This is a genomic window from Actinomyces oris, from assembly GCF_001553935.1.
Classification (GTDB): domain Bacteria; phylum Actinomycetota; class Actinomycetes; order Actinomycetales; family Actinomycetaceae; genus Actinomyces; species Actinomyces oris_A.
Map to the genome: position 1 here is coordinate 100,628 of NZ_CP014232.1, position 14,781 is coordinate 115,408.

Annotated in this window: 11 protein-coding genes and 4 tRNA genes; 4 read left to right on the plus strand and 11 right to left on the minus strand. The window is 66.5% G+C overall.

All coding sequences use genetic code 11. The annotated features are described in order from the left end of the window. Positions 1-127: 127 nt before the first annotated feature. Positions 128-712 (plus strand): polysaccharide deacetylase family protein, encoded by a 585-nt coding sequence (locus AXE84_RS00415; RefSeq protein WP_236750075.1) that lies wholly within the window; start codon positions 128-130, stop codon positions 710-712. Between the two features lie 139 nt (positions 713-851). Here the strand turns inward: AXE84_RS00415 and AXE84_RS00420 are convergent. The 4 genes from AXE84_RS00420 to AXE84_RS00435 all read right to left on the minus strand — a co-directional run bounded on the left by AXE84_RS00420 (position 852) and on the right by AXE84_RS00435 (position 1,249). Beyond that, a tRNA-Glu gene (locus AXE84_RS00420) sits at positions 852-924 on the minus strand. Positions 925-972: 48 nt separating this feature from the next. Then, positions 973-1,045 (minus strand) — tRNA-Glu (locus tag AXE84_RS00425). 41 nt (positions 1,046-1,086) lie between these two features. Beyond that, positions 1,087-1,159: transfer RNA gene (locus AXE84_RS00430), tRNA-Glu, on the minus strand. Positions 1,160-1,177: 18 nt separating this feature from the next. Then, a tRNA-Gln gene (locus AXE84_RS00435) sits at positions 1,178-1,249 on the minus strand. Between the two features lie 270 nt (positions 1,250-1,519). On the opposite strand from AXE84_RS00435, the gene AXE84_RS00440 reads away from it, so the two are divergent. Beyond that, positions 1,520-2,275, plus strand: a complete 756-nt coding sequence (locus tag AXE84_RS00440; RefSeq protein ID WP_060956468.1) for a hypothetical protein — start codon at positions 1,520-1,522, stop codon at positions 2,273-2,275. Between the two features lie 93 nt (positions 2,276-2,368). Continuing rightward, positions 2,369-3,115 (plus strand): hypothetical protein, encoded by a 747-nt coding sequence (locus tag AXE84_RS00445; RefSeq protein WP_010614889.1) that lies wholly within the window; start codon positions 2,369-2,371, stop codon positions 3,113-3,115. 100 nt (positions 3,116-3,215) lie between these two features. Here the strand turns inward: AXE84_RS00445 and gltX are convergent, their stop codons facing one another. After that, positions 3,216-4,832, minus strand: a complete 1,617-nt coding sequence (gene gltX / locus AXE84_RS00450) for a glutamate--tRNA ligase (protein WP_060956469.1) — start codon at positions 4,830-4,832, stop codon at positions 3,216-3,218. Positions 4,833-5,233: 401 nt separating this feature from the next. On the opposite strand from gltX, the gene AXE84_RS00455 reads away from it, so the two are divergent. Continuing rightward, a complete protein-coding gene (locus AXE84_RS00455) occupies positions 5,234-6,076 on the plus strand; it encodes a hypothetical protein (protein WP_236750076.1) in 843 nt (280 codons plus the stop codon). Positions 6,077-6,218: 142 nt separating this feature from the next. Here the strand turns inward: AXE84_RS00455 and AXE84_RS00460 are convergent, their stop codons facing one another. From AXE84_RS00460 to AXE84_RS00485, 6 genes are all read right to left on the minus strand, one after another. Continuing rightward, the gene (locus tag AXE84_RS00460) at positions 6,219-7,043 is read right to left on the minus strand and encodes a fumarylacetoacetate hydrolase family protein (RefSeq protein WP_060956470.1); all 825 of its coding nucleotides are present in this window, start codon (positions 7,041-7,043) and stop codon (positions 6,219-6,221) included. Between the two features lie 25 nt (positions 7,044-7,068). Continuing rightward, complete coding sequence (locus tag AXE84_RS00465) at positions 7,069-8,664, minus strand: alanine/glycine:cation symporter family protein (RefSeq protein WP_060956471.1); 1,596 nt, start codon at positions 8,662-8,664, stop codon at positions 7,069-7,071. Between the two features lie 234 nt (positions 8,665-8,898). After that, a complete protein-coding gene (locus tag AXE84_RS00470) occupies positions 8,899-10,374 on the minus strand; it encodes an alanine/glycine:cation symporter family protein (RefSeq protein WP_081093003.1) in 1,476 nt (491 codons plus the stop codon). A 5-nt stretch (positions 10,375-10,379) separates the two neighbouring features. Continuing rightward, a complete protein-coding gene (locus tag AXE84_RS00475; protein ID WP_060956472.1) occupies positions 10,380-11,834 on the minus strand; it encodes an alanine/glycine:cation symporter family protein in 1,455 nt (484 codons plus the stop codon). Then, on the minus strand, positions 11,831-13,378 hold the full coding sequence (locus AXE84_RS00480) for an alanine/glycine:cation symporter family protein (RefSeq protein WP_060956473.1): 1,548 nt from the start codon (positions 13,376-13,378) through the stop codon (positions 11,831-11,833). Before AXE84_RS00480 ends, AXE84_RS00475 begins: the two co-directional genes overlap by 4 nt. Before the next feature lie 123 nt (positions 13,379-13,501). Beyond that, on the minus strand, positions 13,502-14,698 hold the full coding sequence (locus AXE84_RS00485; RefSeq protein ID WP_060956474.1) for a hypothetical protein: 1,197 nt from the start codon (positions 14,696-14,698) through the stop codon (positions 13,502-13,504). Positions 14,699-14,781 lie beyond the last annotated feature (83 nt).

Here is a 14,781-nt window from a genome sequence, read left to right on the forward strand (position 1 = left end):
AACGACTGCAGGTCTCCTCGGTGCGGGCGCCGGCGCAGGAGCCGCCCACTGGCGGGACACCCACCTCTCCCCCACGGCAAGAACCGCCCCTCGCCCCGCGGGTCCCGGCGACCCGCTCGGAACGCGAGTGGTCTTCCAGACCGACGGGAAGTCCGGAAAGCTGGCGTTGACCTTCGACGACGGCCCGGACCCCCGTTGGACTCCACGGGTGCTTGACATGCTGGCGAGGTTGCACGTGCAGGCCACCTTCTTCGTCCTGGGCTCCGCGGTGCAGGCCCACCCCGAGCTGATCGCGCGAGAGGTCGCCGAGGGGCACGAGGTCGCCGTTCATAACTGGGTGCACACGGATGTCTACGGCGTGAGCTTCTCCGAGCTGAGCGACTCAGTGGAACGGACACGTGAGGCGATCATGGCCGCCGGCGCCCCATCTCCACGCCTGTGGCGGCCTCCCTACGGCCGGGTTGACGCGCCGGCCATGATGGTCGCCTCACTCAAGAAGATGGACCTGTTGCTGTGGAGCGTTCACACGCCCACTGCGGCGAAGGCCGCCGCCATCAAGGATGCTGCCGGCGCCGGGTCGGTGGTGCTGTGTCACGACGGGCGCACGCAGCCCTCCGAGGCCCTGTTCACCGCCTTGGAAGGAGGCGTGCGCTCGCTGCTGGAGCGAGGGCTTGCCGTGACGACGGGAAGTGACCTGCTGGCGCCCGCCTGACGAATGAACCAGGGCCCCTTGCCACACGAGCCGGGCCGGCCGCAGAGGCCATCACCATGACACGCACATGCCTCAGAACCGGAAAGACACGACAGAGGTGCCTGCTCCACTGTGCAGTGAAGCAGGCACCTGATCCTCGTACCCCCAGCCGGATTCGAACCGGCGCCGCCGCCGTGAGAGGGCGGTGTCCTAGGCCACTAAACGATGGGGGCAGGCTATGGAGTTGTGAACCAGCAGACCTGATCGGGCTGCTTGATCCGTACCCCCAGCCGGATTCGAACCGGCGCCGCCGCCGTGAGAGGGCGGTGTCCTAGGCCACTAAACGATGGGGGCATATGACAGTCCGAGCGCCGAAACCGACAACCGGACCCTCGTACCCCCAGCCGGATTCGAACCGGCGCCGCCGCCGTGAGAGGGCGGTGTCCTAGGCCACTAAACGATGGGGGCCACAGATCATGAGATCCGCTGGGGTACCAGGACTCGAACCTAGAATAACTGAACCAGAATCAGTCGTGTTGCCAATTACACCATACCCCAAAGGGCTTCACCTCGAAACGGAGCACGTCCGAGGCAGCGGGCAGTAATCTACACGCCCACCCCCACCCCATCAAATCGCCAGGAGGTGAAGACCGACACACAACAGGAGCCTCACACACCTTCCCCCTCCGTCCCCCCAATCACCGCCACACACACCCCCTGGCAACGAGCACCAGCTCCCTCCAGAGCACTCACAACCGAGCGGACCCCCAGAGGCATCCCCTACACTCCCATCTAGTTCCTGCTCACCCCACTCTCCTGGGAGGCAATATGCCCACCCGCCTGCGGCACCGTCACCGCGCAGGTCACGGCCCCTGCCGCACTCGCCTCCTCACCCTTGGACTGACCCTGATCGCAGCTCTCCCCCTTGGCGCCTGCGGCCCCGCACACAATGGACAGCTGACCGTCGAACCCGCCGGCGCCTCCTCCACGGCCACCTCCTCCAGCTCGGATGCGCCGTCCGCGACCCCGACGCCGTCGGCAACATCGTCCGCAACAGCCTGGACGGCCCCGAACGTCACGATCTCCAACGACACCACGGGTACCTGGCACCGGCAGGACGACATACTCGAGCATCCGGTCGAGACACCATCAAAAATCAGCCAGGCCTACAAGTTCGACGCAGGAGGCTGCCTAGCCATCATCTTCTACGACGCAAGCCAAACAATTCACGACGAAGGAAGAAGGGGTGGAGACAACCTCTCCTCCTCCACAAAGGTGCAGGAGACGATGTCCAACCACAGTTCCTTTGTGGTGGCCTCAGGTCCGACCTCCGTCAACGCCGTACGAGACGACAATGGGACGCTTCCCGGATACGAGATCGCATACACAGCCACTGTCACATATGCCAACGGCTCGACCGGTGACGTAGCGGGATATCGGTTCTTCCGGCAGATCAGCGATCCGGGTGTCACACTCGAAATCTTCCTCGAGTGCGCCCCGGACAATCTTGCCCCCTCCGACACATGGCACCAGTTCTTGTTCTCGACACGAGTGGAGGGACTCGATGCTGGGGCCATGGGATAGATGAGTCCCAGTACCGAGCCACAACACCTTCCCTCCTCCTTCCTCACCACCAGGAGAGCCGCATTGCCTCATTCAGCACAGCACCATCGCCAGATGTTCCTCACCCGCACCCCCTCCAGAGCTCGTCACCTCGCCCTGGTGGGGCTGGGCCTCGCAGCCAGTCTGGCGCTGAGCGCCTGCGGCCCCGCCCATAAGGGGCAGCTCACCGTCGAGCCCGCCGAAGCCTCCGCCGAGGCCAGCGAATCCAGTTCCCCCTCGCCGTCCCCAACACCGAGCCCGACCGCCTCACCGTCGACGCCTTCACCCTCGGCGACGACATGGACGGCACCGAGTGTCACGATCTCCAGCGAGGACTCGTCGGTCTGGACGCACGACGACGAGCGCATCAAGAAGGACTCGGCCGGCCCTAACGGGACTATTGACGGCTACACGGTCAACGCCAACCCCGCCTGCTTCGGTTTTGTCTCCAGCGAAGCCGAGGAGAGGTTCTACACCCTCCGAGGAGTCGGAGACGACATTCAGTCCAAAGCGGCCCTCAAGAGTCAGCAGACGATCTTCTCCAATTATCAGACGACACAAGGGCCAAACCTCGTGGAGGCCGTCCGGGACGACAGCGGGACCTTCCCGGGCTATGAGGAGACCTTCTCCGTGACCGCCAACTTCTCCGACTCCCCCAACACGCCCATGGATGGATATCGTTTCGACAGGCGAGTGGGAGAGAAGGGGTTCACTTTCGAGGTCATGCTGCTGTGCCCTCAAGGCTCCCTCATCGGACTGGATCAGTGGCACACGATCCTGGGGGGCATCCGGATCCAGGGAATCGACGCCGGAGCCATGTAGTTGGCCAGCGCGGCCCTGCACTCACTGGCCGGTGGGGCCGGGACGCATGCACTTGATGCTGCGTCCCAGCCCCACCGGCTCAGTTGATTCTGCAGTCACGTCACCCGAGCCGGGCCCGAAGAGTCTTCAGCCTGGTCAGGGTGGAACTGCTTCCAAGGATCTCCATGGACTCGAACAAGGGCGGAGAGACCTGCCGCCCGGTCACCGCGACGCGCAACGGACCGTATGCCAGACGCGGTTTGATCCCCTCGCCGTCGGGCATGCCCCGCCCCTCGACGATGGCGGTCTTGAGCACGTCCTCCAGATGGTCCTTGTCCCACTGCTCAGGGCTGAGCCCCTCCAGGGCGCTGATACCCGCATCCAGCACGTCTCCGGCCGAGGACTTGAGCTTGGCCAGGGCCTTGTCGTCGACGACGAGAGCGTCGTCGGACACGAACAGGAAGCCGAGCATGTCGCGGCTCTCACGCAGAAGCTGGATCCGCGTCTGGATGAGAGGGGCCGCCTCGTTGAGGATCTCCTGCTCCCGCGCAGTGAGCTTGTCGAAGGAGTCGGCTGAGACCAGCGGCACCTGAGCGGTCTCTCCGGTCGGGTCGGGGTAGGCGTCGGCCAGGTAGGGCACGAGCCGGTCCCGGAAGTCGGTCTCCCCCAGCGCACGCACCTGCTCGGCATTGATGGCCTCGCACTTCTTGGGGTCGAAGCGGGCCGGGTTGGGGTTGACGTCGTGGACGTCGAAGGCCTCGATCATCTCAGCGGCGGAGAAGACGTCGCGGTCCGCGCTCAGTGACCATCCCAGGAGGGCCAGGTAGTTGAGGAGGCCCTCGGGGATCATGCCGCGGTAGCGGTGGATGAGGAGGTTGGACTGCGGGTCTCGCTTGGACAGCTTCCGATTGCCCTCCCCCATGACGTAGGGCAGGTGGCCGAACTCGGGAACAACCTGAGCCCGACCGATGTCCATGAGGGCCCGGTAGAGGACCACTTGCCGCGGAGTGGAGGACAGCAGGTCCTCACCTCGCAGAACATGGGTGATGCCCATCGCGGCATCGTCAACAGGGTTGACCAGGGTGTAGAGGGGCTCACCACCTGCGCGCACGACGACGTAGTCCGGAACGCTACCGGCCTTGAAGGTGATGGGGCCGCGGACCAGGTCGGTGAAGGTGATGTCCTCCTCCGGCATCCGCATCCGCAGGACGGGCAGGCGCCCTTCGGCGCGGAAGGCGTCCTTCTGCTCCTGGGTCAGATCGCGGTCGAAACCGTCGTAACCCAGCTTGGGGTCCTCACCGCGCTCACGGTGACGGGCCTCGATCTCCTCGGGGGTGGAGAACGACTCGTACAGGTAGCCCGCCGCCAGCAGCTCAGCGGCGACCTCCTTGTACAGGTCCATGCGCTGGGACTGGCGATAGGGCTCATGAGGGCCGCCCTTCCCCACGCCCTCGTCCCAGTCCAGGCCCAACCAGGTCAGGGAGTCCAGAATGGCGTCGAAGGACTCCTCGGAGTCACGAGCGGCGTCGGTGTCCTCGATCCGGAAGACGAAGGTGCCACCGATATGGCGGGCGTAGGCCCAGTTGAACAGGCAGGTGCGCACCATGCCCACGTGAGGGGTTCCCGTGGGTGAGGGGCAGAAACGTACGCGCACGGACGATGAGCCCTGCTCCGGGACACCGGAGGCGGAGGCAGGCTCAGGACGGAAGGCGGATAAGTGATCACTGAGTTCAGGCATGATGGGGCCAGGATAGTCCCCTCCTGTGCCGCTCAGGGAACAGGTCAGGAACCCCCTCGAGCGGCCCCCGCCACGCCGGCCGCCGACGCAGGCACAGAGACGCTATGAGGAGATCAATCTCCTCTCCATCGAGGTCACCTCTCTTCGGCATGACCACCCACATCCTTAAGCGGAATTACCGCATAGACGCCCCCATTATCTGGGTCTCTCACCTGAAGTATTCGCCCTCGACTCCGCGAGATGGGGATCTCGCCCCATCGCACTGCGCATACGGAGGAATTAGGGTGCCATCCGTGAGATCATGATGTCGCCGCCATGAAGTCCTCGCGGCTCCCACCAGAGGTGATGACATCCCTAGTCCGTTCGGGAAGACTCCCGACTCATCGTTCCTTGGAGGCCTCATGTCCCCGTCCCTACATCCGGCGGCAGGTTCCACCAACCGCCGCCGATCTGCCCTCAGACTCCCCGTTGTTGCCGGCCTCAGCCTCGCTTTGGCCGTTCCGGCTCTCGCTGCGTGCCAGGACGAGTCCGGCCCCGCACGCCCCAGTGCCTCCAGCAGTGCGTCATCATCCGCTAAAAAGTCGGACAAGAGTGCAGAACCATCGGAAAAGCCCTCCAAGGAGAGCAAGAACAGCAACGTCGAGTACGTTCCTTCATGGGAGTTCCCGCAGTCCCACTCCGGTTGGAACGTGACCGTCTACGACGTCGACGGTAAGAACAAGATGGATAAGCAGAACGGCTGCGTGTTCACCGCGACGCAGAATCTGTACGCCCAGACCACGAAGGACGATCAGGCGGAGTCGGGCTATCAGGCAGATGCCGTCATCGACGCCTATCAGAAGTCGTCGGACTTCACGAACGTCTCCTTCGAGCCCACCAAGGACGATTCCACCCTGGTCAAGGACACCGACGGTCACGCCATCGAGACCAAGCGCCTGGACTTCACATACACCGGAGCTGACCACAAGGACTACAAGCTCACCAGGGTCGTCCGTGTCTTCAGCACGGTGGGTAGGCCCGTCATGCTCCAGGGGATGTACGCCTGCCCCGTCAACGTCTACTCCTCCAGTGAGATGGAGGAACTGTTCAAGGCCACCCCGATCTCCAATCCTGGCCCGGCCGACATGGACGAGGGCAGCTCCAGCGATGGTGCCGGCAAGGACGGCAACGACGGCAAGAAGAGCGAGTCCGAGGACAAGAAGAGCGATGAGAAGAGCTCAGGAAGTTCTCCCAAGGACACCTGATCGGCCCCTCGGCTCCCCATGAGCCGAAGAGCAGTACCGGCACTCACGAGTATGGGTGGGGCTCTCGGGGCGTACCACGAGAACCCCACCCATCGTCGTCTTCAGGCGAGGATTCCCACTCCTGGGCACCAGTCGCATGGACTCAGCGACGGACCACCGGGTTGGAGAAGGAGCCGATGCCCTCGACCTCGACCTCGACGCGCTGACCGGCTCGGATCTCGCCGACTCCGGCCGGTGTGCCGGTGAGAATGACGTCACCGGGCAGGAGGGTGAAGATCGTCGATATGTAGGCGACCAGCTCGGGAATCGAGCGGATCATGTCAGCGGTCCGTCCCTCCTGGACGAGGCGGCCATCGACCCGGGCGCGCACCACCGCGTCGCCGGGTGAGAAGAGCGGCTCGCGGCCGGGCTCGGGAACCTCGATCCATGGCCCCAGGGGGCAGGAGGTGTCGAAGGCCTTGGCCCGCACCCACTGCGGCTCGGCGCGCTGGCGGTCGCGGGCCGAGACGTCGTTGGCGACCGTGTACCCCAGGATGACGTCGTCGGCGTGCTCCACGGGGACGTCCTTGGCGAGGGTCTTGATGACGACGGCGAGCTCGGCCTCGTAGTGAACCTCCTCGCTCCAGGCGGGCAGGACGATGGGAGCGTCGGGGCCGATGACGGAGGTGTTGGGCTTGAGGAAGACCACCGGGTCGCGCGGCGGCTCGTCCTCCCCCATCTCGGCGATGTGGCCCCCGTAGTTCTTACCGATCCCCACGACCTTGGAGCGCGGGATGACCGGCGACAGGAGCCGGACCTCGCCCAGCTCGACGACCTCCCCGGTGGCCTCGGGCAGAGAGTAGAGGGGGTCTCCCTTGAGGACCAGGAGGTGCCCCTCGGACTCGCCCGAGGCGACCTCATGCTCGGGCAGGCCCTGGACGATGCCGTAGCGGGGCTCGTCACCGGTGGAGAAGCGCGCGATCTTCATGGGCCTCAGCCTAGCGCTGTTGGGCTCAGCTGCCCGAGGCCTCCTCGAGCGCGGCGCGACGCTCCGTGATGGCGGCGTGGGCAGCGCCGTCAGCCGCCCAGATGTCTCCGGGGAGCGTGCCGGGCAGGTAGGGGTTGTCGGTGGCGATGAAGCGGATCTCGTCCTTCTCGCCGGCCTCGACGGCGCGGCGCTGGGCCTCCCAGTCGCGCAGGGCCCCGAAGGCCCAGCCTCCCAGGGCGAGGATGGAGACCATGTTGATGACGGTCATGGCCCCCATGACAAGGTCGGACAGGCTCCATACGAAGGTGAGGGTGGACAGGGAGCCGACGGCGGTGGCCACGATAATCATGGCCCGCAGGGCGTAGTGCTTGTGCTGCTTGCCCTGGAGGTAGTCCATGTTGACCTGGGCGTAGGTGTAGTTGCCCAGGAGCGAGGAGTAGGCGAAGACGAAGATGATGACGGCCATGAGGTACTGCGCCCAGCCACCGAGGACGTTGGTGACCGATGCCGAGGTCAGGGTGTTGGCGGCGCCATTGGCAACCTCTGGGGCGGATTGAGCGGCCACCGGGTCGTAGACCCCGGAGAGCAGGACGATGAGGGCGGTGACGGTACACACCACGATCGTGTCGACGAAGACGCCCAGGGACTGCACGAATCCCTGCTGGACCGGGTGGGGGACGGTGGCGGTGGCTGCGATGTTGGGGACCGATCCCTCGCCGGCCTCGTTGGAGAACAGGCCTCGTCGGGTGCCGTTGAGAAGTGCGGCGGTGAATCCCCCGGCGGTCCCGGCGAAGGCCTGGTTGAGCCCGAAGGCGCCCTCGAGGATGGAGAGGATCGCTCCCGGGATCGCGCTGGCGTGCAGCACCAGGATGGTCACGGCGATGAGCGCGTAGACCACGGTCATGATCGGCACGAGCCACTCCGAGACGGCAGCGACCGACTTGATGCCCTTGAAGATGATCGGCGTGGTGATGAGAACCAGTGCAACGGCGGTCATCCACGGCTCGACGTGGAAGGTGCTCTCCATCGTGGCGGCGATGGTGTTGGCCTGGGTGGCCTCGTAGGCGAAGCCGAAGACGAAGGTGATGACGACGGCGAAGAGCTTGGCGGCGGGCTTGGAACCCAGGCCGCGCTGGATGTAGTAGGCCGGGCCGCCGCGGAAGGTGCCGTCGGGGTGGGTGACCTTGTAGAGCTGGGCGAGGGTGGCCTCGATGAATCCGGTGGCCATGCCCACCAGCGCCACGATCCACATCCAGAACACGGCGCCGGGGCCACCCATGGTGATGGCGATGGCCACACCCACGATGTTGCCGGTGCCCACGCGGGAGGCCAGCCCGACGGCGAAGGCCTGGAAGGAGGAGATTCCGCCCTCCTTGCTGTCACGGGAGGAGGTGATGGCCCGCACCATGTAGGGGAAGAGCCGCAGCTGTACGAATCCGGTCCGCACGGTGAAGTACAGGCCTCCCAGCACGAGCAGCCAGGCGAGCAGGTAGAGGAACAGGTACCCGGCGGCGTCATCGAGGATCTTGGCGCCATCGTTGAAGAAGCGTTCCAAGGATGCGGTCCAGTTGTTGCCTGCGCTGGATGCCGCACTGTTCAGGGAAGCCAGAACCGGTTGCACGTGAGATCCTCCGTAGGGGTGGGACGACGGCGCGGGCGGGGTGGGCGTCGGGCGCGCGAACCAGCACGGGAGCGGTCCGGGATACACGTCCTGCCCACGTCCCCCTCCTTCGGGAGGGAGGGCACCGTATTCGCGAAGGCTACGGTTACAGTGTTTCGATTCGGTGACGGCCCTGTGGCGTCGCTGCCGCACGTGCGCGAGGCGGCGTGGTGCGTTGTGCGCGACGCCGCCCATCTACCGGTCGTCTGCCCGCTCCCAGGCGCCTTCCGGCAGGGGTGCTGGAAGATACTCGGAGTCCCCGCGGAAGACCGACTGGTCGCCCTCCGCAGTTGACATGCCCCGCCTGGCCTCCCAGTCCCTGAGCGCACCGACGACCCACCGGCTCAGGAGCACGAGCGCCACGAGGTTGATGATGGCGCCCAGACCCAGGAGCACATCCGCCAGGGTCCACACGGTGGTCAGCTGCTGCACGCTGCCGACGCCGGCGCAGACGACGGCGCCGATCTGGAGCGCGCGCGAGACCCCGGGGCGGTCGGTGAGGTAGTCGAGGCAGACCTGGGCGTAGGAGAAGGCTCCGATGATGGTGGTGTAGGCCAGGACGACGACGAGCAGCGCCATGGGCCAGCGGCTCCACTCCCCCACGAGGTGGGCGATGGCGTCCTGGGTCAGGGTTCCCGCACTCTCCTTGGCGCTCACCCCGGGATGGAGGACGTCTGCTCCGGCGACCAGAATCGCCAGCGCCGTCGCCGTGCAGACGAACAGGGTGTCCACCACGACCCCGAAGGCCTGAATGAATCCCTGCTGGACGGGGTGGCTCACGGTGGCTGAGCCCGCGGCGCAGGCGGCTCCTCCCAGTCCCGCCTCATTGGAGAACAGGCCGCGGCGCACGCCGTTGAGCAGCGCCGCGGTCATCCCGCCGGCCAGGCCGCCCAGCCCCTGGCGCAGGCCGAAGGCGCCCTCGATGATGGAGGTCAGCGCCTCGAGGGCCTGGACGGGGTGGGTCAGGAGGATGGCCAGAACGAGCACCAGGTAGGCCAGCGCCATGAACGGGGCCAGGTACTCCGCCACGCGGGCCATGGCGCGCAGGCCTCCCAGGAGGACCGGCGCGGTCAGGGCCACGACGAGGACGGCTCCCAGACTCGGTGAGAGCCCTCCGGCCCCCTGTAAGGACGCGGTGATGGCGTTGGCCTGCACCATGGGCATGACCAGGCCGTTGGCGATGAGGAAGACGACGGCGAAGACCCCGCCCAGGATCGGCAGCCCCAGTCCTCGCGAGATGTAGTAGGCGGGACCGCCGCGGAAGGTGCCGTCGGGGCGACGCACCTTGAACAGCTGGGCGAGCGTGGCCTCGCTGAAGGCGGTGGCGGTTCCCAGGATCGCCACGAGCCACATCCACAGCACGGCTCCGGGCCCGCCCAGGATGAGCGCCAGGGCGACCCCGACGATATTGCCGGTCCCCACCCGGCAGGCCAGTCCGACGGCGAAGGCCTGGAAGGAGGTGATGCCGCCGTGGCTGCCGTCGCGGGAGCCGATCACTGAGGCGGCGATCGCGTCGGTGTGCCGCACTTGGACGCCCCGGGTCCTGACGGTGAAGAAGATGCCCGCCCCGATGAGGAGCCACATGAGGCCCCAGGAGTAGAGCATGTCGGAGACGGAGGCCAGGACGGCGTCGACCTGGCCCATCCATGCGATGCGCCCCAGAGGTGCCATGAGAATCAGCCCCGCTTCACCACGTCGTCGGGCTCCCAGATGCCGGGGACCACGTCTCCGGGCAGGAGGGAGTTGCCGTGGCCTACGAAGGCGGGCTCAGTGATGCCCCGGGCACGCTGGGACTCGAAGTCCCGCAGGGCTCCGATAACCCAGGGGGCCAGACGGACGATGACGACGAGGTTGAGCACGCCCAGGAGCCCCAGGGCGATGTCGGACAGAGCCCAGACGACGGGCAGAGTCAGGACGGTGCCACCGAAGGCCGCAGCAGTCAGGAGGATCCCGAAGATCTGCTCGGCCCGTCGTTCTCCGCCCAGGAAGTTGACGTTGACCTGCGCGTAGGAGTAGCAGCCCAGCACCGTGGAGAAGACCAGGACGAAGATGAGCACCACCATGGGCCAGGTGGTCCAGGGCCCCAGGTGCTCGGCAACGGCCTGCTGGGTGAGGATCGCTCCGACCAGGGAGCCGTCGCCGGGGTGGTAGGTCTTGGTGGTCAGCAGGATGAGCAGGCCGGTGGCCGTGCACACGAGGATCGTGTCGACGAAGACGCCGAAGGACTGGATGAGGCCCTGGCGCACAGGGTGGGCGACGGTCGCGGTGCCGGCGGCATTGGGGACGGTTCCCAGCCCGGCCTCGTTGGAGAACAGGCCGCGACGCACGCCGTTGAGCAGCGCCGCGAGGACTCCTCCGGCGGTGCCGAACAGCGCCTGATTGAGACCGAATGCCCCTTCGAAGACGCTCACCAGGACCTCCGGGAGCCTGCCAATGTTGAGGATGATGACCACCAAGGCCATGAGCACGTAGGCCAGCGCCATGATAGGGGCCAGCCACTCCGCGACGCGGGCCACGAGCCGGACACCACCCAGGACCACGGGTGCGGTCAGCAGGACGAGGAAGACCCCGACCATCCAGGCCGAGACGCTGGGGACGGTGGCGGTGATGACTTGGGCCAGTGAGTTCGTCTGCACCATGACCACCGTCACGCCGACTGAGACGATGCAGATGGCGGCGAAGATCTTGCCCCACAGGGGCGAGCCCAGGCCGTTCTTGATGTAGTAGGCCGGGCCCCCGCGGAAGGTGAAGTCCCGGCCGCGCTCCTTGAAGATCTGGGCGAGTGTGGACTCCACGAAGCTGGTGGCCATGCCGATGAGGGCGACGACCCACATCCAGAGCAGGGCGCCGGGGCCGCCGACCACAATGGCCAGGGCGACTCCGGCGATGTTGCCGATGCCGACGCGCGCGGCCAGTCCTACGGCGAAGGCCTGGAAGGAGGAGATACCGCCCTGCGCGCCGGATCGGGATCCGGACAGCGAGTTGACCATGGTGCCGAAGTGGCGCAGCTGAACCAGGCGGCTACGTGCGGTCAGGTAGATGCCGGCCAGGATGAGCAGGGCGGTCAGAAGATAGGTGTAGAAGAAGTCGTCGACGGAGTTGAGCAGGTTCTCGATACTGGTGAGGTTCATGCGTCGGCTCCTGTCGAGGCGGCGGGCTGGCTGCTGGCCGGGGTTGCTGCGGGAACGACGTCGTCGGCGGTGCTGTCCGCCTCGGCCAGGTGGGTCCTCTCGCCGGTCCAGACGTCACCGGGGAGGTCGCCGGGCAGGTAGGGGTTGCCCACGCCGTTGAACAGGGGGGCGACTCGTCCCGCCGCTCGCTGGGCGTCCCAGTCCCTGAGTGCCCCCACGCCCCAGCGGGCGAGCCAGATGAGGGCGACCAGGTTGGTCAGGGTCATGACGGCCATGGTGATGTCGACGGTGTTCCACACGACGGTCAGAGTGGCAAGGGCTCCCAGCCCGGTGGAGGCCACCGAGACGAGCCGGGGCAGCCAGCGCCACTCGGGCCGCTCGGAGATGAAGGTCATGGAGACCTCGGAGTAGGTGGCCGCGGCGATGATGGAGGAGAAGGCCAGGACGAAGATGACGATGGCCATGGGAATGGCCGTCCAGCTGCCGAGGGTGGCGGCGACGGCGTCGGAGGTCAAGGTTGCCGCGGCGTTGGGGGTCAGCCTGCCGGCCTCGACGAGGGCGGGGCTGTAGACCCCGGAGACCAGGATGATGAAGGCGGTTGCGGTGCACACGATGATGGTGTCGACGAACACGCCGAGGGACTGGATGAGGCCCTGCTGGACGGGGTGGGCCACGGTGGCAGTGGCGGCGGCGAAGGGAGCGGTGCCCTGTCCGGCCTCGTTGGAGAACAGGCCGCGGCGGGTCCCGTTGGTCAGGGCGGCGATGATGCCACCGGTCACCCCTCCGGCGAAGGGCACCGGGCCGAAGGCCGAGGAGATGATCGTGACCATAATCCCCGGGAGCTGGGTGATGTGGAGGGCGACGATGACAACGGCCATGACGACGTAGACCAGGGCCATGATCGGCGCCATCCACTCGGTGACGCGGGCGACCCGGCGCACTCCGCCCAGGATGACCAGGGCGGACAGCCCCACCAGCACCGCGGCGGCGGCGCTCGGGCGCAGGTGCAGCGGGGAATCCGGGCCGATCACCCCGGCGACGGCGTTGGACTGGACCATGATGATGGAGAAGCCGCAGGTGAAGATCGTCAGTCCCGCGAAGGCAACCCCCAGGGGGCGGCTGCGCATCCCGCGCGCCATGTAGTAGGCGGGCCCGCCGCGGAAGGAGCCGTCGGAGTGACGGACCTTGAACATCTGGGCCAGGGTCGCCTCGAAGAAAGCGGTGGCCATGCCGACCAGGGCGACCACCCACATCCAGAAGATCGCACCGGGGCCGCCCAAGATGAGGGCGGCAGCCACTCCGAAGACATTACCGATGCCCACGCGGGCGGCCAGGGAGATCGTGAAGGCCTGGAAGGAGGAGATGCCTCCTTGAGCCCCGGAACGCGATCCGGCCACCTGGCGGAACATGTCCGGCAGGCGGCGGAGCTGCACGAAGCCGGTGCGGGCGGTCAGCAGGATCCCGGTACCGACGAGCACCCACATGGTGATGTGGAGCGTGATCCAGTCCGAGACCGCCGCGAGCTGAACGGCGAGGGCATCCATGGGATATTCAGCCTTTCACGGTGTCGCGACAGGTGGGGACGGCCCGCATGCTCTCATGAATCACCGCCCGGAACATAGTGCGGCCGTTCCTCAGGACATGGGCGAGGGCCGACGCCACACAGTTCAGGCCCCGGTCGTGGCCTCGGGCGGGTCGGCGGGCGCCCAGAGCTCCTGGTGGTCGAGCACCAGCTGAACGGGCCGGTCATCCTCATCCAGCCCCCAGTAGGCCTGGGCGACGCCGTACTGCCGGCCGGAATAGGTCGAGGCCCCGATGGGCCCCGATCCCGGATCCATGAGGAAGGCCCGTTCCACCTGACGCCCCACCCTGGAGTACTGCCGGTGGGTCATGCCGAAGTAGGCGTCGGCGTCAGCGATGGTGCCGTTACCCGACCTGGTGTCCACCTCATGCCACGAACTGACGTCCGTGGAGCGCGCCGATGCCGTCATGACGATCGCGTGCTTCCACTGCAACGGCTCGCGGTCCGCGAGGATGACGCGCAGCGCGGCCACGCACCGCTCGCCACCCAGCGTGGTGAGCAGGGCCTGAGCCCGCGCCACACCGGGCTCGACCTTGAGGGCGCACAGGCACATCTCTCCGAAGGGGTCTCCCGCCGCCAGGTAGCTGCCGTGCGGGAACTGACCGATCTCCTGAATCTCAACCGGTCCAACCTCAGCATTGCGGTACATCTCAGCGATGGCCCTGGCTCGCACAGCGGCGTAGGTCTCCGGGTCGTTCCTATCCCCGTCCTCCTCTCGCCACTCCAAGGTGTCGCTGAGGAAGACCTCAAAATAGTCCTCATTGAGCGCCTCGCAGGCCCAGGAGGCGGAGAACACGGCCGCGGGGTCGGGCATGTCCTCCTTGTGCTGGGCCTCCATCGGCTCCGTCTTATCGGCGGCGGCCTTCCAGGCCTCGAGCACGTCCTTGTCCACCAGTGGGGAGCTCGGCTCCTCGCGGTAGCCGTCAATGGTGTCGATGCGCCAGTCGTCACCGACGTGAACCAGCATCATCTCGATGATGGGGCGCCCATAGGAACGGATTTCTCGTGTGAGCCTCGCCCTGGCCATGTTGCCGTAGACCTCGATCTTCTCGATCCCGACAGTATCCGGGCTGAAGTCAGGAGAACTACCAAAGCTGAGGGCGTACTGGCGGTAGAACTCGCCATTCCTGTGCGCGACGTCGATCTCACGCAGCTTCTCCCTCCAGGCATCGAAAGCAGCAAGTGACGTCCCCTTCTCCTTGTTGTCGAAGAGCGGCTTGACCTCGGCATGGGCAGCGGCGTAGCCGGCGAGGAAGGCCTCGATGCGGGCACGGGGGTCCATCGTTCTCCTACGGCAGACTGGACGGACGGTAGGTGCCCAGCATGCCACAGGCCGGCAGCGCCGCCTGTCGTACCCACGTGAGA

Bases quoted from the DNA above. Each gene is read 5' to 3' on its own strand.
- gltX (WP_060956469.1), bottom strand. From the start codon at position 4,832: ATGCCTGAACTCAGTGATCACTTATCCGCCTTCCGTCCTGAGCCTGCC.
- AXE84_RS00440 (WP_060956468.1), top strand. From the start codon at position 1,520: ATGCCCACCCGCCTGCGGCACCGTCACCGCGCAGGTCACGGCCCCTGC.
- AXE84_RS00470 (WP_081093003.1), bottom strand. From the start codon at position 10,374: ATGGCACCTCTGGGGCGCATCGCATGGATGGGCCAGGTCGACGCCGTC.
- AXE84_RS00455 (WP_236750076.1), top strand. From the start codon at position 5,234: ATGTCCCCGTCCCTACATCCGGCGGCAGGTTCCACCAACCGCCGCCGA.
- AXE84_RS00480 (WP_060956473.1), bottom strand. From the start codon at position 13,378: ATGGATGCCCTCGCCGTTCAGCTCGCGGCGGTCTCGGACTGGATCACG.
- AXE84_RS00475 (WP_060956472.1), bottom strand. From the start codon at position 11,834: ATGAACCTCACCAGTATCGAGAACCTGCTCAACTCCGTCGACGACTTC.
- AXE84_RS00445 (WP_010614889.1), top strand. From the start codon at position 2,369: ATGTTCCTCACCCGCACCCCCTCCAGAGCTCGTCACCTCGCCCTGGTG.
- AXE84_RS00460 (WP_060956470.1), bottom strand. From the start codon at position 7,043: ATGAAGATCGCGCGCTTCTCCACCGGTGACGAGCCCCGCTACGGCATC.
- AXE84_RS00485 (WP_060956474.1), bottom strand. From the start codon at position 14,698: ATGGACCCCCGTGCCCGCATCGAGGCCTTCCTCGCCGGCTACGCCGCT.